Source organism: Chitinophaga sp. (genome assembly GCF_019236475.1).
Classification (GTDB): Bacteria; Bacteroidota; Bacteroidia; order Chitinophagales; family Chitinophagaceae; genus Chitinophaga.
The window spans coordinates 140,570-163,105 of record NZ_JAFAIX010000002.1 but is presented as its reverse complement, the minus strand read 5'-3'; the positions used below and the strand labels follow the sequence as shown (position 1 = coordinate 163,105).

At 44.1% G+C, this 22,536-nt stretch carries 21 protein-coding genes; 13 read left to right on the top strand and 8 right to left on the bottom strand.

The genetic code is table 11. The features are described 5' to 3' along the window. Positions 1 to 6: 6 nt before the first annotated feature. The 5 genes from JO154_RS01125 to JO154_RS01105 all read left to right on the top strand — a co-directional run bounded on the left by JO154_RS01125 (position 7) and on the right by JO154_RS01105 (position 3,236). Positions 7 to 1,062, top strand: coding sequence for an ABC transporter permease (locus JO154_RS01125; RefSeq protein WP_291941128.1), 1,056 nt, complete (start codon positions 7 to 9; stop codon positions 1,060 to 1,062). An 80-nt stretch (positions 1,063 to 1,142) separates the two neighbouring features. Then, on the top strand, positions 1,143 to 1,658 hold the full coding sequence (locus tag JO154_RS01120) for an RNA polymerase sigma factor (RefSeq protein ID WP_291941126.1): 516 nt from the start codon (positions 1,143 to 1,145) through the stop codon (positions 1,656 to 1,658). Continuing rightward, positions 1,648 to 2,154 (top strand): hypothetical protein, encoded by a 507-nt coding sequence (locus JO154_RS01115; protein WP_291941124.1) that lies wholly within the window; start codon positions 1,648 to 1,650, stop codon positions 2,152 to 2,154. The genes JO154_RS01120 and JO154_RS01115 overlap by 11 nt, the downstream gene beginning before the upstream one ends. 28 nt (positions 2,155 to 2,182) lie before the next feature. Then, positions 2,183 to 2,707 (top strand): DUF4252 domain-containing protein, encoded by a 525-nt coding sequence (locus tag JO154_RS01110; RefSeq protein WP_291941122.1) that lies wholly within the window; start codon positions 2,183 to 2,185, stop codon positions 2,705 to 2,707. 19 nt (positions 2,708 to 2,726) lie between these two features. After that, complete coding sequence (locus tag JO154_RS01105) at positions 2,727 to 3,236, top strand: DUF4252 domain-containing protein (RefSeq protein WP_291941120.1); 510 nt, start codon at positions 2,727 to 2,729, stop codon at positions 3,234 to 3,236. Positions 3,237 to 3,251: 15 nt separating this feature from the next. On the opposite strand, the gene JO154_RS01100 is transcribed toward JO154_RS01105, so the two are convergent. Both JO154_RS01100 and recF read right to left on the bottom strand, forming a co-directional pair. Next, positions 3,252 to 3,539 (bottom strand): DUF721 domain-containing protein, encoded by a 288-nt coding sequence (locus tag JO154_RS01100; RefSeq protein ID WP_291941118.1) that lies wholly within the window; start codon positions 3,537 to 3,539, stop codon positions 3,252 to 3,254. 20 nt (positions 3,540 to 3,559) lie between these two features. Then, positions 3,560 to 4,639 (bottom strand): DNA replication/repair protein RecF, encoded by a 1,080-nt coding sequence (recF, locus tag JO154_RS01095; protein ID WP_291941116.1) that lies wholly within the window; start codon positions 4,637 to 4,639, stop codon positions 3,560 to 3,562. A 210-nt stretch (positions 4,640 to 4,849) separates the two neighbouring features. On the opposite strand from recF, the gene pdhA reads away from it, so the two are divergent. From pdhA to JO154_RS01065, 6 genes are all read left to right on the top strand, one after another. Further along, positions 4,850 to 5,860: a pyruvate dehydrogenase (acetyl-transferring) E1 component subunit alpha gene (pdhA, locus tag JO154_RS01090; RefSeq protein ID WP_291941114.1), complete on the top strand. Its 1,011-nt coding sequence runs from the start codon at positions 4,850 to 4,852 to the stop codon at positions 5,858 to 5,860. Between the two features lie 101 nt (positions 5,861 to 5,961). Then, the gene (locus tag JO154_RS01085) at positions 5,962 to 6,660 is read left to right on the top strand and encodes a tetratricopeptide repeat protein (protein ID WP_291941113.1); all 699 of its coding nucleotides are present in this window, start codon (positions 5,962 to 5,964) and stop codon (positions 6,658 to 6,660) included. A gap of 92 nt (positions 6,661 to 6,752) precedes the next feature. Beyond that, positions 6,753 to 7,253 carry a 6,7-dimethyl-8-ribityllumazine synthase gene (gene ribH / locus JO154_RS01080; RefSeq protein WP_291941111.1) on the top strand — a complete coding sequence of 167 codons (501 nt, stop codon included), beginning with the start codon at positions 6,753 to 6,755 and terminating at the stop codon, positions 7,251 to 7,253. A 9-nt stretch (positions 7,254 to 7,262) separates the two neighbouring features. Next, entirely contained in the window at positions 7,263 to 7,982 is a 720-nt protein-coding gene (locus JO154_RS01075; RefSeq protein WP_291941109.1) for a (Fe-S)-binding protein, read from the top strand. A gap of 36 nt (positions 7,983 to 8,018) precedes the next feature. Next, on the top strand, positions 8,019 to 8,429 hold the full coding sequence (locus JO154_RS01070; protein ID WP_291941107.1) for an EVE domain-containing protein: 411 nt from the start codon (positions 8,019 to 8,021) through the stop codon (positions 8,427 to 8,429). Positions 8,430 to 8,478: 49 nt separating this feature from the next. After that, the gene (locus JO154_RS01065; RefSeq protein ID WP_291941105.1) at positions 8,479 to 9,180 is read left to right on the top strand and encodes an NAD-dependent deacylase; all 702 of its coding nucleotides are present in this window, start codon (positions 8,479 to 8,481) and stop codon (positions 9,178 to 9,180) included. A gap of 79 nt (positions 9,181 to 9,259) precedes the next feature. Here JO154_RS01065 and JO154_RS01060 read toward each other — a convergent pair whose 3' ends face one another. After that, positions 9,260 to 10,588, bottom strand: a complete 1,329-nt coding sequence (locus JO154_RS01060) for a saccharopine dehydrogenase C-terminal domain-containing protein (protein WP_291941104.1) — start codon at positions 10,586 to 10,588, stop codon at positions 9,260 to 9,262. Positions 10,589 to 11,018: 430 nt separating this feature from the next. Here JO154_RS01060 and gyrA point away from each other — a divergent pair, with 430 nt between their 5' ends. Together gyrA and JO154_RS01050 are read left to right on the top strand one after the other, a co-directional pair. Beyond that, entirely contained in the window at positions 11,019 to 13,592 is a 2,574-nt protein-coding gene (gene gyrA / locus JO154_RS01055) for a DNA gyrase subunit A (RefSeq protein WP_291941103.1), read from the top strand. 150 nt (positions 13,593 to 13,742) lie between these two features. Continuing rightward, positions 13,743 to 14,996, top strand: a complete 1,254-nt coding sequence (locus JO154_RS01050) for a hypothetical protein (RefSeq protein WP_291941101.1) — start codon at positions 13,743 to 13,745, stop codon at positions 14,994 to 14,996. Between the two features lie 172 nt (positions 14,997 to 15,168). Here JO154_RS01050 and JO154_RS01045 read toward each other — a convergent pair whose 3' ends face one another. The 5 genes from JO154_RS01045 to JO154_RS01025 all read right to left on the bottom strand — a co-directional run bounded on the left by JO154_RS01045 (position 15,169) and on the right by JO154_RS01025 (position 22,534). After that, complete coding sequence (locus tag JO154_RS01045; protein WP_291941100.1) at positions 15,169 to 16,161, bottom strand: phosphotransferase; 993 nt, start codon at positions 16,159 to 16,161, stop codon at positions 15,169 to 15,171. 87 nt (positions 16,162 to 16,248) lie between these two features. Further along, the gene (locus JO154_RS01040; protein ID WP_291941098.1) at positions 16,249 to 16,458 is read right to left on the bottom strand and encodes a hypothetical protein; all 210 of its coding nucleotides are present in this window, start codon (positions 16,456 to 16,458) and stop codon (positions 16,249 to 16,251) included. A 123-nt stretch (positions 16,459 to 16,581) separates the two neighbouring features. Next, on the bottom strand, positions 16,582 to 19,953 hold the full coding sequence (locus JO154_RS01035; protein ID WP_291941097.1) for a glycosyltransferase: 3,372 nt from the start codon (positions 19,951 to 19,953) through the stop codon (positions 16,582 to 16,584). 120 nt (positions 19,954 to 20,073) lie between these two features. Continuing rightward, the gene (locus JO154_RS01030; protein WP_291941095.1) at positions 20,074 to 22,221 is read right to left on the bottom strand and encodes an ATP-binding protein; all 2,148 of its coding nucleotides are present in this window, start codon (positions 22,219 to 22,221) and stop codon (positions 20,074 to 20,076) included. Between the two features lie 124 nt (positions 22,222 to 22,345). Then, on the bottom strand, positions 22,346 to 22,534 hold the full coding sequence (locus JO154_RS01025; RefSeq protein WP_291941093.1) for a hypothetical protein: 189 nt from the start codon (positions 22,532 to 22,534) through the stop codon (positions 22,346 to 22,348). Positions 22,535 to 22,536 lie beyond the last annotated feature (2 nt).

Sequence of the window (22,536 nt, the reverse complement as noted above, 5' to 3'; positions counted from 1 at the left end):
GTTGATATGCTGCGATTTGTATTGCGAAAAACCGGTTATGGCATACTGGTACTGCTTGGGGTGGTAACGCTGGTATTCTTCTTATTTAATGTGTTGCCCGGCGATCCCGCCCGACTTACCCTTGGCCAGAGAGCGGATGTATCATCACTGGAAAATGTACGCAAAGAACTGCATCTAGACCAACCGGTCGGGATGCAGTTCTTACTATACCTAAATGATCTATCTCCTGTGTCCCTCCATGATCCGGAGGAGGCCAGTAAAAATTTCAAGTATTGCACCCTTGTACACGTTTCTTCGAAGAAATCCTTGATACTCAAGGCACCGTATCTCCGTAGGTCGTACCAGGGGAAAAAGCCCGTATGGGACATGTTGATGGAAGCATTGCCCGGCACCTTATTACTAGCGGCGGCAGCGATGCTATTTGCTACTATAGTGGGTATTGCGTTGGGTATGTTATCCGCTGTGAAACAAAATACCTGGATGGATACCAATGCCGTATTTTCCAGTGTACTGGGCATTTCTGTACCCTCTTTCTTCGCTGGTATTGTGCTGGCGTATATTTTTGGTTTCCTGCTTAGTAATGTGACCGGATTACATATGACTGGAAGTCTGTACGATGTGGACCCTTTCCGCGGGAGGGTATTGAATCTCCGTAATCTTATTCTGCCTGCCTTGACCTTGGGTATCAGGCCATTGGCCATCATTGTGCAGCTCACCCGCAGTGCGATGCTGGACGTACTGCACCAGGACTATATCCGCACAGCTTATGCAAAAGGGCTGGGAACTGGCGCTGTATTGCGCCGTCATGCGTTGCGTAATGCCTTGAACCCAGTAATGACCGCCATAACAGGTTGGTTTGCAGAGCTGCTGGCAGGCGCTTTCTTTGTTGAATATATTTTTGGCTGGAAAGGCATCGGTAAAATTACCGTGGATGCCTTAGATAAATATGATTTCCCCGTAGTAATGGGGGCTATTCTCTTTACAGCCGGGATTTTTGTCCTGGTTAATATCCTCGCAGACCTGCTCTATGCCGCGATAGATCCACGCATTCGCCTTGAATAACATCTCTCTGAAAAAAAAATCTGAATTTTTGTAACATCGGGGTTTACCAGTCGTCTTCTTATCAAACAGTGGTATTCTACATGTCTTTAGAACTATTTCTATCCCAGGTCGTTCCAGTCAGATCAAAGCTTTATCGCTTTGCTTATCGCCTGCTGGGCGACGAGGAAGACGCCAAGGATATCACCCAAGACGCACTGATGAAAGTATGGGCCATGCAGGGCAAAATGACGGAACTGCAGAACCTGGAGGCCTGGTGCATGCGCATTACCCGTAACCTGGCCCTGGATAAAATCAAATCCAGGAAATACCGGATCGCGGATACGCTGGACAAGGCTAGTGAATTACCAGCCCTGCATCAGAAAAATCCCCATGCCACTACAGAAAGGAATGAAGTCATGAATAAGGTACATACTGCCATCAATGCATTGCCAGATAAATATCGGACGGTGATGCAGTTAAGAGATATGGATGGATTGTCCTATCAGGAAATAGCAGATATCCTTGACATTGATATGAATGAGGTAAAAGTGAATTTACACCGGGCTCGTAAAGCGGTTCGGGAGAAACTACAAAATCAACAGGTATATGGATTATAAGTCAATCAGCGCCTTGCTTGAAAAGTATTGGGAAGGAGAGAGCACATTGGCCGAAGAAGCAGCCCTGAAGGCTTTCTTCAGTGAGTCGCATCCCGATATGCCGGAAGATTTACTGGAAGCTGCTCCTTTGTTTCAATACCTGGATGCGGAATCGGATATCCCTGTACTGGCGGAACCAGAATGGGATATGTCTTTCCTACAGGAAGCACCAAAGAAACCCGCGCCGGTAGTGAAAATGCATCTGGTGAAGAATTGGATGAAATATGCCGCCATCATACTAATGGCTGCCGGGGTAGGATATGGATTGAAGCAGCACCATGAGAACCGCCAAGTAGCCATGGAGCGATTCAAAGAAGAAGAGGAAGCGCGTAAGGCATACATGGAAACGAAAAGAGCACTGGCCTTGTTGAGTCGGAATCTCAATAAAGGAACCGATAAAATGCAGCAACTGTCGTACTTCAATACGGCTACCGAAAAATTATCAGTAAAAGATTAACCAGCCATTATAATTAAATATCAGAGAAATGAAACGATCACTATTATTACTCACCGCAATATTTCTGAGCATGCAGCTCTATGCGCAGCAGGGAAGCAGTGTTATCGAACGCTTCTTTCAGAAATATGAGAATGATCGCAGCTTTACGGTAATTACTATTACCCCCAAGATGTTTAGCATGTTTGGGAAATTTGATGCCAACGATCCCGATGCCAAAACATTTATGCGGGTGGTCCAAAAGCTGAAAGGCCTGCGTATCCTTAGTAAAGAAACCACCAAAGATGGTCCACGCTTGTATCACGAAGCTGCAGCCTACCTGAGCAGCGATTTCGAAGAACTCATGACTGTGCGCGACAAGGGGAATGACCTGAAATTCCTTGTTAAAGAAAACGCCAAAGGCAACATCAATGAATTGGTGATGCTGGTAGGAGGCTCCTCGCAGTTCTTGGCTTTAAGTCTGGTAGGCGACATCGATCTGAATGAAATCTCCCGGATTGCCGCCAACGTTGACATCCAGGGGATGGACAATCTCAAAAATGTTAGAAAAAAGTAGTCACATTAAAAATGCCTTTATGAAAACATTATTCATGAGTTGTTGTATGTTGTTGGCCACCGGACTGGTGTCTGCACAAGACAAAAGCATTCGCGATTTCTGCAACAATTTCCAAGGAAGCGCAGAAGAAACTTCCATACATGTAGGATCCGCGATGATGAAATTAGGCAAGCTATTGGTGAAATTTGCCGACAAAGATGATGAAGATGTGAAAATGACTGCCAGGGTCATGAAGCATGTCAAGAATTTGAGGATCTATCATTATGAAAACCTGGACAGTATTGCTTTACAGCGGAATGATCTGTTTGCCCTGAAACGTACATTGATGAATAAGGATAGATTTGATATGCTGATGGAAATGCGTGAAAATAATAGTCAGATTCAACTCCTCAACAGGGGTAAAAGCGATGAACTGGGAGATTTAGTGATGTTGGTACAGGGGGACCGGGAGATAACAGTCATCAGTCTGCATACCACCCTTAAAATGGATGATGTAAATAACCTGGTGAAACAGTTTGCCAGTAAGTAAAACAGCATTTTGGGGTTAGTTGATTATCACTTCTTTCACCACATTTTCGCCCAGCTTTTCGTTGACCAGCTTTATAATTTTGTCTTTAGAATAAGATAACTCCTGTTTAAGTGGCGCCACACTGGTAGTTATAATGAGCTTACCGTCGATTAACTTAATTCCCGAAGTATATCTCGCAATTGTTTTCCCCATGATCTCTTCCCAGTTTTCCTGGATACGCACTTCTGTGAGCCTAGGTTTCATACGGCTCTTATTCAAAAATTCCCGGAGAGCATCTCCTATACTAGTGGTTCCATGACGCATAAATGCGAAGGTATGAAATTTTAAATGTTAATCAGTTGAATCCTTGTACCTGTGGGCGCAAAAGCCTGTATCAATCGTTCTGCATGCGTATCCGTGATGAAAACTTGGCCATAGTTATCGCCTGCCACGAGGGAAATCAATCGCATCACCCTTTCTTGATCCAGTTTTTCAAATACATCATCTAGTAACAGCAATGGCGGAAAGTTTTTATGTGCTTTCAATACTTCAAACTGTGCCAGTTTGAGGGCAAATAAAAAACTTTTGCGTTGGCCTTGGGAGGCGCTGGATTTCATGGGGTAGTCGTTGAGTAGGAATACCAGGTCGTCCCGATGAATGCCCATGCTGGTACGTTGAATCTGCATATCCTTGAATCGGGCATTATGGAGTTGTTTGGCAAAATCTTCCTCCTGTAAGGTGCACTGGTAGCGGATATTGACCACTTCATGGGTACCAGAGATGTAATCGTACAATCGTTGTACCCTCGGAATAAAAGTATGTAGGAATTCCTTTCTGGCGTTGTAAACAGGGGTACCGTGTTGTACCAGTTGCATATCAAAAACATCCAACAGGTGATCGGCACGATTGCCGCCGGCTTCCATGTTTTTTAGCAGGGTATTGCGTTGGAGTAATATTTTTTGGTAGATGATGAGATGTTCGAGATAATCTGGGTACAACTGGGAGAGGAGAGTGTCCATCCATTTGCGGCGTTCTTCGCTGCCACCGGTGATTATTTCCGCGTCGTCTGGGGCGATCATCACCGCGGGGAACTGGCCAATGTGACGGGAGAATTTCTCGTACTTATCGTCATTTAGGGAGATTTCCTTCTTTCCTTCCTTCAGTGTACAGGTGATTTTTTCGTTGTTGCCATTTTTTTCTAGGAATCCTTCCACCCGGAAGCCATTGGTTTGGTATTGGGTATTTTGGCTTTCCAGAGAGGTGAAATAGCTGCGGGTGAAGCAGAGGTAATAGATGGCATCGAGGAGGTTTGTCTTCCCGGAGCCATTTCTGCCGGTAATCCCGACGATGCGTTCCTCAAACTGAAACTCGCGCATCGAGTAGTTTTTGAACTGAACCAGCGATATTTTCTTTATATGCAGCAATGAAAAAAATTATTCGTATTAATTAATATGCAAATTTAGGATGATTTATAACTGATAAAAAGCCGTATCCTGCGGAGGTCTTTGGCCTTTTGGTGGCATCCCTATGCAAAACTCACTGAATTTGATGAATTTGCATAATTTATCAGGAATTGGAATTGATATTTATATTTTACGATTTTCCTGTTATATTTGCGAACAAATTTAGAAAGAGTGCAAACTAAAACAGAAGTGAAGACGAAATTCACCAAAGAACAGTATCTGTACTGGTATGAATTGATGCTTTTGCTGCGTCGTTTTGAAGAAAAGGCGGGCCAATTGTATGGTATGCAGAAGATCCGTGGTTTTTGCCATCTGTACATCGGTCAGGAAGCAATTGCTGCTGGTGCAATGTCAGCGACAAAACCGGAAGATAAATTCATTACTGCGTACCGTGATCACGGGTTGGCAATAGCGAAAGGTATTTCAGCGAATGCTTGTATGGCGGAATTATATGGTAAGGCGACCGGTTGTTCCAAAGGAAAGGGAGGCAGTATGCACTTTTTCTCTGTGGAGCATAACTTCTTTGGCGGCCACGGTATCGTGGGTGCACAGATTGGTACTGGTGCAGGTCTTGCTTTCGCAGAGCAATATAAAGGTACTGACAACGTAGTACTTTGCTACTTCGGTGATGGTGCTGCCCGTCAGGGTATCCTGCATGAGACTTTCAATATGGCTATGCTGTGGAAACTGCCGGTAATATTCATTTGTGAGAACAATATGTACGCAATGGGTACTTCTGTAGAACGTACTTCTAACGTACTGGATATTTATAAGCTGTCTAACGCTTACGATATGCCATCCGATACCATCGATGGTATGAGCTGTGAAACAGTACACGAAGGTATTTCCAGAGCTGTTAAGCGTGCGCGCGCTGGCGAAGGTCCAACCTTACTGGAAATCAAAACTTACCGTTATCGTGGTCACTCTATGTCCGATCCTGCGAAATACCGCACCAAAGAGGAAGTAGAGGAGTATAAAGAGAAAGATCCGATCAACGAAGTACTGAAAGTTATTCAGAAAAATAAATGGGCTACTGAGGCTGAAATTGAAGCTATCAATGAAAAGGTGAAAAAAGAAGTAGAGGATTGCGTAACCTTTGCGGAAGAATCACCATGGCCTTCTGACGATGAGCTCCTGAAAGACGTTTACGTACAGGAGGATTATCCGTTCATCGTTGACTAAAAGCATTATCTTGCATTAACAGTCCCTTCGGCATCAAACCCGGAGGGACTGTTAGTCACTTGCAGCTATTCATAAACCAAGCAACTAACATTACACATCAAATGGCAGAAACAAAACATAAAGCCACTCATCCGCAATCTGAACCTGATTTTGATCTGCAGGCGTCCATGCACAGAGCAGAGGATTTCTATACCAAGAATAAAAATATCATCAATATTGCCCTGCTCGCTGTAGTAGTAGGCGTTGGCGGCTTCTTCGCTTACAACCGCTTCTACAAACAACCTAACGAGCAGAAAGCCCAAGAAATGATTTTCAAGGCTCAGAACAATTTTGCGATTGATTCCTTCAAACTGGCGTTGAATGGTGATGGTAACGACTTCGGTTTTCTGCAGGTAATTAACAAATACGGTAACACCAAAGCTGGTAACCTCGCTAAATATAGCGCTGGCGTATGTTATGTACGTCTGGGTGAATACCAGAAAGGTATCGAAATGCTGAAAGACTTCTCCTCTTCCGACCTGATGCTCCAACCAGAAGCTTATGGTCTGATCGGTGATGCTTACATGGAACTCAACCAAGTAAATGATGGTATCGAGTACTACAAAAAAGCAGGTCACTATAACAATAACGAACTGACTTCTCCTGTTTACCTGTTCCGTGCTGGTATGGCACTGCAGAAAGCGGGTAAAGACCAAGACGCTATTGCTATCTATAAAGAAATCAAAGAAAAGTATCCAATGAGTGCCGAAGGTAGAGAGATCGACAAATATCTCGCTAAACTCGGTGACGTAAGACACTAATCGCTATTGACTGGCTTTTGGCGCCAGAATGGAAGATATTGCTGATATTCCGGCGCTGAAAGCTATCCATCGCCAAAAGAAATTAACAGCATATGTCTGATAACAACAAGAGCTTATTAAATGATGCTGGCATTCTCAACCTGGAGGATGCCAGTGTTGTTATGATCGGTACCGAATGGAACGATCATATCGTGAATGAACTGGTAGCAGGATGTGTAAAATCGCTGGATGCCTACCAGGTGAAAAAAGTAAACCATCTCCAGGTACCTGGCGCTTTTGAACTGCCTTTCGCCTGCAAACAATACTGGGAAGCTACAGAAGGCACTGGTAATCAACCTGGCGCTATTATTGCTTTCGGTTGTGTGATACGTGGTGAAACACCTCATTTTGACTACGTTTGTAAAGCCGTTACGGAAGGAATATTACAATTGAACCTTCAATTACCCGTTCCCGTTATATTTGGCATACTGACCGTCGACAATGAACAACAGGCACTGGACCGCCTAGGTGGTGCACATGGTCATAAAGGGGAGGAAGCTGCTATTACGGCCCTGAAAATGATTGCACTGCAAAGGTCTTTGGCAAAAAGCTAAATTAGAAAGATGAACGTACAGTTATTCATACCTTGTTTTGTAGATCAGTTGTTCCCGGAAACCGCTTTCAATATGGTGAAAGTACTGGAAAAACTGGGCTGCAACGTCATGTATAATTCCGACCAGACCTGCTGCGGCCAGCCCGCCTTCAATGCAGGCTATCACGATGAGTGCAAATCTGTTGCTACCAAGTTTGTAAAGGACTTTCATACCTTTGATTACATTGTAGCTCCAAGCGGTTCCTGTACAGGGTTTGTTCGCAATTACTACAGTAAACTGTTTGATAACTCTGCTGCTCATAATGAAGTGAAACTCCTGAAGAAAAACCTCTATGAGTTCACAGAATTTCTGGTAGATGTACTGCATGTGACTGATTTAGGAGCTACCCTTAATGGCATAGGCACCTATCATGATGCCTGTGGCGCCCTTCGGGAATGCGGTATCAAACAAGGTCCACGGAAACTGCTGGAAAATGTGAAAGGACTGGAATTGAGAGAAATGAATGATTGTGAAGTCTGCTGTGGCTTTGGCGGTACTTTCTCTGTAAAATTTGAACCTATCTCTATGGGGATGGGCGAGCAGAAAGTAAACAATGCTGTTGCCAGCGGAGCAGATTATCTGATTTCTACAGATCTTTCCTGCCTCATGCATCTGGATGGCTACATCCGTAAACACGGCACTAATATTAAAATCATGCACATCGCGGATGTACTGGCCAGTGGCTGGTAATCCCGATGTTTGAACCACATCAAAACGAAATTGACAATGAACTACTGGCTGGTGAAGTCTGAGCCTTTTAAATATTCCTGGGACCAGTTTGTGAAAGATAAAGTTACCTTCTGGGACGGCGTGCGCAATTATCAGGCGCGTAATAACCTGAAGGCTATGAAAAAAGGAGACCAGGTATTGTTTTACCATAGCAATGAAGGACTGGAGGTTGTAGGCATCGCCACTGTAGCCAAAGAATTTTACCAGGACCCCACCACACCTGATCCTAACTGGGTAGTTGTGGACCTGAAGCCCCTGAAACCATTCAAAAAACCCGTTACCCTGGCTGCCATGAAAGCGGAAAAGAAGCTGGCCAACCTCTCACTTATCCGCCAGGGACGTCTCTCCGTATGTAATGTTACTGCGGAAGAATTCAATGCCATCATGGAAATGGGTGAAATGAAGTAAGGGAATAAGGGGTAATTATTATTTTACCTTAATCCCAAAACACAATTTCATGAAAAAAAGACTGGTAGTGCTGACAGGAGCAGGTATCAGCGCAGAAAGCGGCCTTCGCACTTTCCGTGACTCAGACGGACTGTGGGAAGGACATGACGTATACGCCGTGGCATCCCCGGATGGATGGCGTAAGGATCCCGGACTAGTGCTGGATTTCTACAATGTTCGCCGTAAAGATGTTGGCGAAGCGCAACCCAATGCGGCCCATATCGGCCTGGCTAAACTGGAAGAACATTTTGATGTTCGGATTATCACCCAGAATATCGATGACCTACATGAACGCGCGGGGTCTACGAGGGTATTGCATCTCCACGGCGAAATATTCAAAATGCGTAGTGTGAACGATGTAAACGCAGAGCATGTGTTGGATTGCCCTGGTGATATTAAACTCGGCGACCTCGCGGCAGATGGCTCTCAGCTCCGCCCACATATCGTTTGGTTTGGAGAGGCGGTGCCGATGATTGAACAGGCGCAAAGAGAAGTACTCTGGGCAGATATATTTGTAGTTGTAGGCACCTCGTTAAATGTCTACCCTGCAGCAGGTTTGATCAACTACGCCAAACCGATGATGCCTAAGTACATCATCGATAAGAAAATTCCAGCATTGGAAGATTATTACCCAAAGTTGCATAAGATTGAAAGTCCCGCTACTACTGGTGTAGCAGAACTGACACGCATGTTGCTTGAAATAAATGAATAAATAAAAAGCCCTCCCGAAAAGGGAGGGCATCACAAAATCCTTTCGCACTGCGGCGCTAATCATAGGAACAGTGCATTGACTACTCAAAGCTTTCCTCAAACCGGATATCATACTCTTCTAGTTCTTTCAGCACGGGGTTATATACTTCCGGCATAACGGGTATATGTAAGCCTTTCAGCGTAATCTTGTCTTGCAAAATCAATTTTGCCATAATACCTAATGGGAGTCCCACTGTTTTTGCCATGGCTGTTCTAACATTATCTTCTCCTTGTACAATCATGTAAGCATGCATGCGGGTGGCCATACTGCGGCGCTCAAATTCAATTTCATGCATCATTACAATCATGTCTTTATCATGTGGTTCCATTCGCAGTTTATCTTGCACTACTGATTCAAGGACACTCGCATTGGTTTGCTCGCCCTGGTTGATCATATCACCATTCAGCAACCCTAAATATTTAAGTTGGCGAATCACTTTTGATTTACTGCTAACACCCAGGTGTTGCGCTATAAATTCATCATGTGGTTCCGCTGTTTTATTGCCTTCCAGGTTTTGTGTTGTCCAATTGAAGTAGGTAAGATGGTCTGTTTGTATTTTATGGGAATCATCTGTTAGCCCTAGTTTTATCAAGGCATTCCAGCCTTCGCAGAAGTCTGGGAACCGCAGTGTAGCCCTCATGAAAGTGGCTATTTCCTGTAGCTTATAAATTTCCATATAGGCGAGTGAATCCCTGTTGGGATAATAGGCTAATTTACCGAGGCCTGGCACCTGTATGGTTTTACTATGATCAAATAGTTGTTCGTAAGAGAGGTCTTTGATTTTACCTTTTTCTTTGTAAACGGCGCCGGTACTGCCTGCGAGCACAATATTGCGCGGATTCCAGGAGATTTTATATTGCCATGGATTATCCAGGTTATCTGGAGATATCAGGCCACCACAATAAGATTTAAAGGAAAAAATCTGGCCGCCTTTTTTCTCAATGCTATGAATGAGTTTCATGGCAGACATATGATCAATGCCTGGATCGAGGCCCATTTCGTACATAAACAGCAGGCCTGCTTTTTCAATTTCATGCTCCAGTTTTTTCACTTCCGGATCTATATAGGAAGCCGTGAGGAGGTTTTTGTGAAAATGCAGACAATCTTTTGCTACCAGTATATGTAAAGCGGGTGGCAGGAGTGAGATAACAAGGTCCGTATCTTGTACCAGTTGTTGCCGTGCCGACTGATTTTTTATATCCAGTTCTACAGGTGTTGCATAGTATGATTTGCCAGTCTTGGACTTGATCAGCATCAGGTCTTGGTCGGCCACCGTCACGTGCCACTTTTGTCTGGGGGCATTCGTGATGAGGAAGTCGATCAGGCTTGTTGCAGATTTTCCTGCGCCAAACAACAAAATATTCTTCATGGTGCGCTTTTCTTATAAAAAAGTGATTAAGAATCAGGGGAATAACAGCGTTTTTGTTATATATGTTCGAAATCTGATGGAAATTCAGATTTATCTATATGAAAAAAATATTATTCCCGAGAGTAGAATATTGAGTTTCAGAGGGTTAGGAACAAAAAGGAAGTTAATATGGTATTTCTTACATATCAGGGAATTGGGACATATAAAAGATAAAGTAAAATTACATAATTTACGATAATAACGATTCAGGGGGGTATGATGGTATGGTGGTATGTGGCATTTAAACTATATAATCAAGTTAAAATATCAGGTTTTATCCCTATAGCCAATTGTTATTCACATTTTGCATTTTTTAAGCCTTTATTCGGGCTGAAATCGTTATATTTGCCTCTATTATTTTTCAGCAGAAAAATCTGTAAATCAATACTAAATGACAGAGCATACGGAAAATCAGCAGGAAGGGAAAATTGTTCAGATTAATATCGAGGAACAAATGAAAACTGCCTATATAGATTACTCTATGTCAGTAATCGTAGGCCGTGCATTGCCCGATGTAAGAGATGGTTTGAAACCTGTACACCGCCGCGTTCTTTTCGGTATGAACGAAGCCGGTAACCACAGTAACAAGCCATACAAAAAATCTGCGCGTATTGTAGGAGATGTAATGGGTAAGTATCACCCCCATGGCGACAGCTCCATTTATGACACCATTGTGCGTATGGCACAGCCATGGAGTCTGCGCTACATGCTGGTAGATGGTCAGGGTAACTTTGGTTCCGTGGATGGCGATATGCCTGCGGCCATGCGTTACACAGAGGTGCGCTTGCAGAAGCTGGCGGAAGCTATGCTCGAAGACATTGAAAAAGAAACGGTGGACTTCACCCTCAACTTCGATGATACCCTGGAAGAACCAACGGTATTGCCTACACGAATTCCGAACCTCCTTATTAATGGAGCTTCTGGTATCGCGGTAGGTATGGCCACCAACATTATGCCGCACAACCTCTCTGAAGTGGTAGACGGCTTGGTAGCTTACATCGACAACAGAGACATTACCATCGAGGAATTAATCAAACATGTAAAAGCTCCAGACTTCCCAACCGGCGGTATCATCTACGGTTTCGACGGGGTGAAACAGGGCTTTGAAACTGGTCGCGGACGTGTGGTGGTACGTGGTAAAATCACGGCAGAAACTTCCAAAACAGGAAGAGAGCGACTGGTAATATATGAACTGCCTTACCAGATCAACAAGGCAGTTTTACACCAGAAAATAGCGCAACTGGTAAATGATAAAATCATCGAAGGTATTTCCGATGTTCGTGATGAGAGTGACCGCGAAGGTATGCGCCTGGTAATCGATCTGAAGAAAGATGCGATTGCAAACGTGATCATTAACCAGTTGTACAAATATTCAGAACTCCAGACTTCTTATGGTATCAACAATGTGGCCCTGGTAAAAGGTCGTCCGCGTATCTTGAACCTGAAAGATATCCTCTCTGAATTTGTGGAATTCCGCCACGAAGTAGTGGTGAGAAGAACACAGTTTGATCTCCGTAAAGCGGAAGAAAAGGCCCATATCCTCCAAGGGTACCTGATCGCATTAGATCACCTGGATGCTGTGATTGCCCTGATCCGTGCAGCCGCCACTCCAGAAATAGCGAAGGATGGCCTGATGAGCGAATTTGGTCTCTCAGAAATCCAAGCAAAAGCTATCCTGGAATTACGTCTGCAACGTTTGACAGGCATGGAACGCGATAAGATCCGTGCAGAATACGACGAGATCATGAAACTCATCGCTTACCTCCAGGGAGTACTGAATGATGAAGGCTTACGTATGCAAATCATCAAAGAAGAACTGGAAGATGTGAAGAAGAAATTCGGTGACGAGCGTAAAACGGAAATCCAGTACCTCGCTAGCGAAATGAGAATTGAAGATATCATTGCGGAAGAAGATGTGGTGATCACTATCTCTCACCTGGGTTATATCAAACGTACTTCTGCGTACGACTACCGTCAGCAGAAACGCGGTGGCCGTGGCGCTATCGGTGGCAGAACCCGCGATGAAGATTTTATTGAGCATCTCTTCGTTGCTTCCACCCACCATACCATGCTGTTCTTTACAGAAAAAGGACGCTGCTACTGGCTGAAAGTATACGAAATTCCAGAAGGTGAGAAGAGTGGTAAAGGACGTGCTATCCAGAACATGATTCAATTGCCTTCTGATGATAAAATCCGTGCTATCATTGATATCAAAGATCTGCAGGATAAGGATTTCATCAATAACAACTATATTGTACTCTGTACCAAAAATGGTATCATCAAGAAGACCCTGCTGGAGGAATTCTCCCGTCCGCGTCAGAATGGTGTGAATGCCATTACCATCAACGAAGGAGACCAGCTCCTGGAAGCCAAACTCACTAATGGCGACAGCCAAATCATGATGGCTATTCAGAGTGGTCGCGCTATCCGCTTCCCTGAAGCCACCGTTCGCGACACTGGTCGTGGCGCCATCGGGGTAAGAGGTATTGAAGTGGATAATGAGAAAGACGAGGTGGTTGGTATGATTTGTGTTGATAAGACGGATGAATCAAGGACTGTACTCGTAGTATCTGAAAAAGGCTACGGTAAACGTACTAACATAGAAGAGTACCGTATCACCAACAGAGGTGGTAAAGGGGTTAAGACCATCAATATCACAGAAAAGACCGGTAATCTCATTGCAATATTGGATGTAACTGAAAAGCATGACCTGATGATCACTTGTAAATCAGGTATTACCATCCGTATGGCAGTTGCAGATATCCGTGAAGCAGGTCGTGCTACACAAGGTGTACGCTTGATCCGACTGGATGATAATGATGAAATTGCAGCAGTAGCAAGACTGGATGAGCAAGAAGAGGACGACGAAACACTGCCAACAGAAGAGCAAATCGCTGAAGGAGAGGAAAATCCAGCCGCAGAAAATGCTGCTGATACCACCGAAGCTGCTCCCACTGAAGAATAGCTCACTTAACTGATCAAACAGCGTCCTGCCGCAGGCAGGACGCTGAAAAAATATCGCTCCTGCTGTAGTGGTAACTGTACTCCTGATTGTATTGATTATTACTATAGCACTAACTCTTACAAGATAATCAGCAACTTAAAAAAACAAGACATGAAAAAATTACTGGTTTCATTTCTCCTTTGCTCCGCCACCGTGAGCGTGATGGCACAGAGAGCTAAAGTGAGCAGCGCGGAGGAAAACCTGAAAAAACAAGATTTAGAGAAAGCGAAAGCAGATATCGACGCAGCTTTACAACACGACAAAACTAAGAACGAAGCCAAAACCTGGCTGGTAGATGGACAGATCCTGGAAGCAATGGGTACCAAAGCAAAAGATGCTGCCATCTCCCTGCAAGCTTACGATGCTTACAAAAAAGCACTGGAAATCGATCCTAAACTGAAAGAAGCTGTACTGGTAATGAACCAGTCTATCTACAATATCTATGCTACTGTTGCTAATGCTGGTTACGCTGCCCTGAACGATCAGAAATGGGATCCAGCAATGACCAACTTCACCAAAGCAGAAGAAGTAGTTAAGTTCTATAATGGTAAAAACCTGGGTGGTACCATTCCTACCGATACCAGCCTGATTTTCTATACCGGTTACGCTGCTAGCCAGGCAAAACAAACTGACCTGGCCCTCACTTACCTGCAGAAAGCTGCAGATATGCACTTCAAAAATGAACCAGCACTGTATGTGATCCTGGGTCAACTGTATGAAGAAAAAGGCGATAACGCTAACTGGCTGAAAGCGATCGAACTGGGTAAAACCGTGTTCCCTAAAGACAAACGCTTTAACGACATGGAAATGCTGTATTATACCAAAACTGGTAAAACGGCTGAACTGCTCGGTATGCTGGAAAAGAAAATCGCTGAAAATCCAAACGATCAGCAACTGCAACTGGATTACGCTATCCGCCTGGATAACCTCGCAAACCCTCGCGATGAAAAAGGTAACGATGCTCCTAAACCAGCTAACTACAATGAGCTGATCGGTAAAGCAGAAGAAGCTTACAAAAAAGTAATCGCTGCTAATCCTTCTGACGCTATTGCTAACTTCCAATTGGGTGCTCTGTACTTCAACCGTGCAGTTGTATACAACAAACAACTGAACGATCTGGATAGCAAACAGCAGACTTCTGCTAAAGCGAAAGAACTCCAAGCTAACATGGAGACGCTGATGAACCAGTCTTTACCTTACTTCGAAAAAGCTGACGAATCCTTCACCGCCAAAGGTGCTAACCTGGATGCCAGCGATAAACAGTCTTACGAAAGCTGCCTGTATGCATTGCAGAAAATCTATGCAATCAAAAACCAGCCTGCTAAAATGGAAGCTGTTAAGAAGAAACTGGACGCGCTGAAATAATTATTTCACGATATGTTTTTTGAAATGTCCTGCGTTTTGCGCAGGACATTTTTTTTGCTTTCTTTTCTCGCTAAGGCGCAAAGGAGGATGTAGAGAGACACGAAGTAATTTGTACGCAAAGCAGTATTAGCAGCAGCGCAGCAAAATAGGGAATTTGTGGTTGGGTAGATGATTATCTCCAGTGGGTATCCACCAGTTTTCTTAGGTAACCGATAATTGGTTTGAGATGCCCAGGCTCATTAAATATATGGAACTGGTCATGCGTAGTGTGAAATCCTTTATAGAACAGCCAGAACCCCAGGCTGAGATAAGGTACTGCCGCTAATTCTTCTTCACTAATAGGTCGGTATTCCCGATAAGCATCCAGGAAAATGTTATACGCTTCATCAGCGGCTTCCTGTGTGAGGCGATTGGCAAATAATACGTCCAGTTGGAGGTGTTGCCAGAAGGTCATAATATCGTTTACCAGCCAGCCATAACCTACGAAATCAAAATCAAAAAGGGTAACCTTGTCGTTTTCGAAATGGAAATTCTTCGGCAGAAAATCAAAATGACAATAGCCGCTGGAGAATTGTGAAGTATGTTCGGAAGACAACTTTTCCGCTGCCTTCATTGCTACCTCCTTTAACCAGTTATATGACTCCTGATCAGCAGCCAAAACAGGTGCCAACATTTCTAGGGGCTGGAATAAGGTGGTTTCCAGGTCAAAATTCCACCTGGAGGTGCCTCGTGGTATTTGGGAGGCTACATGATGCAAACGCGCCATTTCATGGCCAAGCGCACGTAATTGAGTGGTATTCATTTGCTTCACCACCTGACCAGGTGCAAAACTGAATAATACGACATTTCTTTCTCCTTCCACTGCATCCAGCCGCTGAATAATATGACCAGAACGGTCTATAATAGGATAGGACACGTTTACGCCGGCCTTTTGTGCAGCCAGGAGCAAGTCTATTTCCTCTTGGATTTGAGGGAAACTTCTATGGGAAGACCGGTATGCCCGCAAGATAAATGTATTGGTACTTGTATTTATCAGGTAAGTATCGCCAACACCGCGTACGAGCAGCTTACAGCGTACATCCTCCAGGCAGTATTTTTCTGTAATCAGGGTGGCTAAAGCTTCTGGGGAAAGGGTAGAGTAAGTAGCAGGGAAAACAGTTTTCATCCCTTAAAGATAAGGATATCGAAAACAAAAATCCCGTTCCGGCAGAACCGAAACGGGACAATTAACTCAAACGCTGTATGGCTGAAATTAAGCAGCTTTTTTAGCAGCTGGTTTAGCTTCAGCTTTTTTAGCAGCTGGTTTAGCAGCTTTTTTTGCAGTGTCAACAGCTGGTTTAGCTTCAGCTTTAGCTTCAGTTTTAGCTTTCTCTTTCTTAGCTGGTTTAGCAGCAGGAGCTTGAGCGAAAGCAGAAACGGAGATAGTCAGTACTGCTACAGCAGCGATCAGGCCTTTTTTCATGATGTTTGTCTTTTAAGAATTAATAAATTAGTTCAGAGTTTGTATTGCTAAATTAATGCTAGGTGGTGTGGTATGGCCCTCAGTTTCGGTGAATGGGTTATTACTGTCGTTGAAAAGGGAAAATCAGGCGTTCATGCCTACCTTAACATTCCCTGTTCTCTTCAAAACTCCCCATCCCTGGGCGTTTCCGCGTATTGCTTTTTTAATAGAACGGAACAAAATCACGTACATTAATTGACGATATACCAGTTTCTGAGGCACCATCCAGATCAGTTTTTTCAAAGGAGCTTTTTCAAAGAGAAACGCTACCATGGCTACCAGCAGGTCCACTACCAGGAATAAGACATAGAAAAACATGATTTTATGCATTCCTGCGGGATCATGACGGTTCCAGATCAAGCTCCATACAAACATAATATCGGCCAAAGGCGCCAGGATAGGCAGTATCACCTGGAATATCACGATATTAGGCAGGGAGATCATTCCCAGGGCTTTGAATTTTGGATTGAAGCAGGCATCCAGGTTTTTACGGCAGCTTTGCATGATGCCATAACTCCAACGGAAACGTTGTTTCATGAACTGGTTCAATGTTTCAGGCGCTTCTGTCATCGCTACAGCAGATGTACAGTTCCTTACTTTATACCCTTTCCTTAATATCCTGATAGTCAGGTCACAGTCTTCTGCGAGGGTATCAGTTGTAAAGCCACCCGCTTCTTCTATGGCTGATTTGCGGAAAGCTCCTATAGCGCCAGGTACCACGGTAATACCATTCACTAAATCCAATGCCCGACGGTCGAAGTTTTGGGCAGTGATATATTCGATGGATTGCCATCTGGCAAGTAAAGTTGTTTCGTTCCCTACTTTAACGTTTCCGGCTACCGCGCCCGTGTCTTCCGTAATAAACTTCCGCATCAACTGCTCGATAGCATCTGGATATAACTGTGTATCCGCGTCTATACAAACTACAAAGTCATATTTTGCATAACCGATACCATAGTTCAGGGCACTGGCTTTACCACCATTGGGTTTGGTAAGCACTTCCACTTGCGGGTGACTATCAAACGCTGCTTTCACCAATTCATAAGTATTATCTTTTGAACCATCATCCACGAAGATGATTTCAAATTCAGGATAACGCTGTTGTAATAAGCTATGGATGGTATTTACCGCATTGATAGATTCATTGTAAGCAGGTACGATGATAGAAACACCTGGTTGCGCAGTGGCTACAAGTGTATTTTTCTTTTCCCGGAAATACTGGATGGTAGCCATTACCAGCATACTCAGTATTTTCAGCATACCCAAAATAATGGCCAACCAGAATGCCGCCTGGAGGAATTGTTGTATCCTGAAAATGATCAGCGCAACAGTACCATTGATGGCAATCATATTGCTATGGACTTCCGGCATTACATCTGTTGGTTTTTTATGCAACAAGCTAGCAACGGTAGTAAAACCAATTCCTTTGGATTTAAAATAATGAATGATGCGTGGTAAAGCAGCTACTGTAGCGCTTCTATCACCACCGGCATCGTGCAGCAGGATGATGCCTTTATCTGGATTGGCTTCATATTGACTTACTACACGTTGGTAAATTGTATCTGCACTAACGCCTGGTTCCCAGTCTTCCGGATCAATACTTTCACCAATGGTGTAATAATTATTTTTCTTACTGAGAGATACCGGTTTCAACTCTTCTGGTGTAGTTGGCTCTGCGTCAGCATTGTAGGGCGCACGGAACAGGATCGTACTGTGTCCGGTGGCAGCCTCTATCAGCAGACGAGTAGCGCTGATTTCCGTATTAGCCCTTTCTGGACTGATAGCGGCAATATTTGGATGTGTAAAGGTGTGGTTACCAATTTCGTTACCACTGGTATATATTCTTTTCAGCAATGTCAGGTTGTTTTCTGCATTGATACCCACTACAAAGAAGGCGGCTGGAACATGTTCCTGTTTCAAGATATCCAATACCTGTGGGGTATAAGTAGCATCCGGGCCATCATCGAAAGTCAGGATTACCTGTTTCTTTACCTGGCCAGATTTACGAATCACATAACCGGTTGGGAGAGACTCATAGTCCTGGGAACCCACCATGTTATCGCTATCTGGTGTCACTTTGATGTTGCCATCATGTGGATCGTTTACTACGTCCAGTACTTCACCATCTCCAACATAGTCAGGTTTGGCAGTAGCTGCCTGGATACCAGACAAATTGTTGAAGTTGAAAGGCTGATCTTGCAGGGATTTGTTGTCCAGTCTGCGGTAGTAGAAGCGCCACAGACGGGCATCTTCAGAACCTAATCTCCAGATGGCGGTACCAGCAGTACCATATTCATCCGCGAAACGCAGGGTGTTGAAATTACCAGCGGCATCCATGAATTGTACTTGGTGTTGTACACCATCATCGTCTTTATAAGTAAAGTGACAGTTGTAGGTGTCTTCGTCAAAAGTAACTTTTGCATGATAGCGATTGGCGAGTGCCAATGCTTCTTGGTAAGTAACAGTAGTACCTTCGCTATGTGCAGGCCAGTCATATCCGTACGCTGCAATGCAGAGAATCAGGTGATTGGCAGGGATTTTACCAGCAGTTTCGTCCAGTACTTTTTCTATCCATCTTTCTTCACTAACGGGACCGGCTACACTGGTATTGAAGTGCTGATCATATCCCATCAAGAAAATATAGTCATTATACTTACTTAATTCTTTCAGGTTGTAATCATCATTGCTAGCCGCCACATCTTGGGTTACGAGCAATCCTTGTGCGTGCAGTTTCGTGTACAACTCTTGCTGGAAGCTAATTAACGGTGCGTCGCTTTTTTCTTTCAGCTCTTCGAAGTCGATATTGATACCCTGCAAGTGATATTGGTGCAGGTATTTGATAATATCAGCAATCAGCCTTTCCTTTTTGGCAGGATTGGTGAGTACTTCGTGCAGGATGTTACTATCGAAATCTCCGTTTTCCTGGTCAACATTGATGTTGTTGATCAGGGGAAGAATGGCCACATGGTGGTCCTGCATGAGTTGCAGGGCATTCATGTCTATTTGTGGACGTAATGTATCTGTTTTAGGATCGATGAAGAACCATTCAGGCACTACGGTATTCATTTTATCGATATTGCTTTGCAAGGAGTAGAAAGACTGTGGATCCCAGTCTACATAGAACCCTGCACGGATGGTTTTCATTTGTTGACCATCTACCACAGCGTTCATACCTGCTTTACGGTTTTTATCGGTAATGATATCTTCAAAACCTTTGTAGGTTTTAGTGTCCTGTTTGCTGAAATTATGTGGCAGTACAGGATGAGAGAGTTTTTTGTAATTGTTATGACTATATTCTTCCAGTGTAGGAAGTCCTGGTGTATAGTTATCCCTGAGGGCGAGCCATACGATAAGCGCCATTGCAGCTACAGCAATGAGGAGCAGTCTGGATGTCCATTGAAAGGTGCGCCAGCGCAGTGGGGACTTGGTTTGAAAAATCTGTTGACCGTCGTTCATACTTCAGAATATTTATCAATACAAATGTAGTATGGTAACAGGGGCTGTAGGACTGCTTATCGTTCTTTAGGGTATTGGAGTCGGTGAGTGGGCAAAGGGGATCGTTTGTTAACAGATCATTCACAAAATGAAGGCAATAGCCTCATTAATAGCTTGCATAGACAAGCGTTTCAGTGATTCGAAGTGGTCATTAGCTTCCTCTTGGGAGTAGGTAACAGCGGTGGTTTCTTCCAGTTCGGTGAGAATCGGGTAAAGATGGGATTCCAGACCAATAAAGGAAATAGTTGTTTTCAGATTGTGGGCGGTACTGCGCACATCTGCAATATTGTTTTCTGCGATCGCTTCTTTTAATCGGCGCAGATCTTCTGGGAGTTGGGCGATAAACTGTTCCAGCATGGTCTGTTCAAACTGCTGATTACCTTGGGAGAGGTCGTGCAGGTATTGCATATTCAGCAGGTGCTGGGCCGATTCATGATTATTCATTGTTGTACTGCTGCTGGTATCAGGGCCAGGCAGTTTACCAGTGAATACCTGTATGAGACGGTATAATTCATCTGCTTTGATAGGCTTGGAAATATATTCATTCATGCCCATCTGGAGGCATTTGTCTCTTTCTCCAGCCAAAGCATGTGCTGTCATGGCTATCACTGGGATATTGGAATGCATGTCTGTACGCAGTTTGCGAACGGTGGTATAACCGTCCATGCCAGGCATTTGGATATCCAATAGGAGCAGGTCAAAATTGTTTTTTTCCAGGGCTTGTAAAGCTTCTAAGCCATTGTTGACAATCTTAAATGCCAATTGCCAACTGGTGAGCAGGTGGCGGAGGAGGTTTTGATTGAGTCGATTATCTTCTGCCACGAGGATGCGTACATCTGGCTGAATGGTGAGAGCGGGTTGATCGCTGTAGTTGTTTTCTACTGCTTCAGGTAACAGTTCTCCGAGGGTGTAAGGCAATTCCGCTTTGAAAGTGGCGCCTTCCCCAGGTTTACTTTCTACAGAGATAAAACCATTCTGGAGTTCGATCAGTTGTTTAACGATCGTCAGTCCCAATCCGGTACCACCGTATTTGCGAGTGGTAGAGGCTTCCGCCTGGTTGAACCGGTCGAAAATACTTTGTTGCTTAGCAGCATCGATGCCGATACCCGTATCTTTTATGGTAAACAGCAGTCTTACGCCATTGTCTTCCGCCCATACTTTGGATACATGAATACTCACGGAACCTTCATGGGTGAATTTAATCGCATTACTGGTGAGATTGACGAGGATCTGTGTGAGTCTGGTTACATCTCCATAGAGAATATCAGGTACATTATCATCTATAGAGAGATGCAATGCCAAGTGTTTTTCTTCCGCCTTTGGATGGAAGAGGTTATATACCGCATGCATGACGCCCTGTAAGCTGAAGGAGCTAGGTTCAATGCGCATCATACCTGATTCTATCTTGGAGATATCCAGGATATCGTTGATGATTTCCAGGAGGTTCTGGCCAGCGCCTTCGATGGCGCCTACATATTCCCTGGATTTATTATTGAGTGGTTGTCCTTTTAAGAGATGCGTGAAACCGAGGACTGCATTCATTGGAGTCCGGATTTCGTGGCTCATATTAGCGAGGAACTGGTCTTTTACCACCGTCAGTTTCTGTTCTTTTTCTCGGGCTTCCGCCAGTTCATCGATGAGTTGTTCTTGCCGGTGAATGCGGCTGGTAATGTATAGAAAAGCGAGTAGACTACTCAAACAGGCAAATACAACTAGTACTGTTCCCCAACTGAGCGCGTTCTGGCCGCTGGTGTCTATCAGGTGGGTGGTTCTGTTTACCTCTGATTGTCGGGTGGTATCCAACTGGTGGATGATGCTGGTGATGGCTTCTCCGAGTCGTTTCCCCTTTTGATTGTTGATCATTCTTTCCGCAGCCCATTTCCCTTTACTGTAGAAGGTATCCAGCACCTGTACGTTAAAGGTGTTTTTTTCATCTACGAGGTAATTGAGCTGGGTGAGTAATTTTTCGGTACTATCGTTTCTGACGATCTTATTGATCTCTTTGAGATCAGCCTTGATAATGGCTATTTCGGCCTCAATTCCGGTAATATGCAGGGTGTCCTGGGAGATAACAGTACCGCGGACTTTACTGTCTGTTTTGGCCATGTTGGTTTGCAGCTTCTGCAACTCATTTTTTACATTGAGTTCTTGCAGTAGTTGTTCATTGCCGGAAATGAGTTTCTGAATATTTTTCGCAGAATTGAATTGCAGCACTATAAATAGAATCATGCCTAGGATGAATAGGCCAAGAAGGTAATATTTGATTCTTTTAGGCTGCATGACAGTTAAACATATAAACGCGGATCTAGCAAAACCGGTTCAAGAAATATTTAAGAATGGACAAATATAATAATTAAAGCCTGTTTATCCGGGCATAACTGATAACGGCGCCCATAGTAAACAGCAATCCGGCTAACAATAACAAGATTGCTTTTAGTATATGATATTGCAAATCGCTGCTCCACTCAAACAAGGAGCCATAAGTACACACAGACATGAGTAAGATGCAGGCGGAGAAGAGGAGAAGCAATTTAGTTTTCATAT

Coding starts and splice junctions, on each gene's coding strand:
- JO154_RS01125 (WP_291941128.1), top strand. CDS start 7: ATGCTGCGATTTGTATTGCGAAAAACCGGTTATGGCATACTGGTACTG.
- JO154_RS01120 (WP_291941126.1), top strand. CDS start 1,143: ATGTCTTTAGAACTATTTCTATCCCAGGTCGTTCCAGTCAGATCAAAG.
- JO154_RS01115 (WP_291941124.1), top strand. CDS start 1,648: ATGGATTATAAGTCAATCAGCGCCTTGCTTGAAAAGTATTGGGAAGGA.
- JO154_RS01110 (WP_291941122.1), top strand. CDS start 2,183: ATGAAACGATCACTATTATTACTCACCGCAATATTTCTGAGCATGCAG.
- JO154_RS01105 (WP_291941120.1), top strand. CDS start 2,727: ATGAAAACATTATTCATGAGTTGTTGTATGTTGTTGGCCACCGGACTG.
- JO154_RS01100 (WP_291941118.1), bottom strand. CDS start 3,539: ATGCGTCATGGAACCACTAGTATAGGAGATGCTCTCCGGGAATTTTTG.
- JO154_RS01085 (WP_291941113.1), top strand. CDS start 5,962: ATGGCAGAAACAAAACATAAAGCCACTCATCCGCAATCTGAACCTGAT.
- ribH (WP_291941111.1), top strand. CDS start 6,753: ATGTCTGATAACAACAAGAGCTTATTAAATGATGCTGGCATTCTCAAC.
- JO154_RS01075 (WP_291941109.1), top strand. CDS start 7,263: ATGAACGTACAGTTATTCATACCTTGTTTTGTAGATCAGTTGTTCCCG.
- JO154_RS01070 (WP_291941107.1), top strand. CDS start 8,019: ATGAACTACTGGCTGGTGAAGTCTGAGCCTTTTAAATATTCCTGGGAC.
- JO154_RS01065 (WP_291941105.1), top strand. CDS start 8,479: ATGAAAAAAAGACTGGTAGTGCTGACAGGAGCAGGTATCAGCGCAGAA.
- JO154_RS01060 (WP_291941104.1), bottom strand. CDS start 10,588: ATGAAGAATATTTTGTTGTTTGGCGCAGGAAAATCTGCAACAAGCCTG.
- gyrA (WP_291941103.1), top strand. CDS start 11,019: ATGACAGAGCATACGGAAAATCAGCAGGAAGGGAAAATTGTTCAGATT.
- JO154_RS01050 (WP_291941101.1), top strand. CDS start 13,743: ATGAAAAAATTACTGGTTTCATTTCTCCTTTGCTCCGCCACCGTGAGC.
- JO154_RS01045 (WP_291941100.1), bottom strand. CDS start 16,161: ATGAAAACTGTTTTCCCTGCTACTTACTCTACCCTTTCCCCAGAAGCT.
- JO154_RS01040 (WP_291941098.1), bottom strand. CDS start 16,458: ATGAAAAAAGGCCTGATCGCTGCTGTAGCAGTACTGACTATCTCCGTT.
- JO154_RS01035 (WP_291941097.1), bottom strand. CDS start 19,953: ATGAACGACGGTCAACAGATTTTTCAAACCAAGTCCCCACTGCGCTGG.
- JO154_RS01030 (WP_291941095.1), bottom strand. CDS start 22,221: ATGATTCTATTTATAGTGCTGCAATTCAATTCTGCGAAAAATATTCAG.
- JO154_RS01025 (WP_291941093.1), bottom strand. CDS start 22,534: ATGAAAACTAAATTGCTTCTCCTCTTCTCCGCCTGCATCTTACTCATG.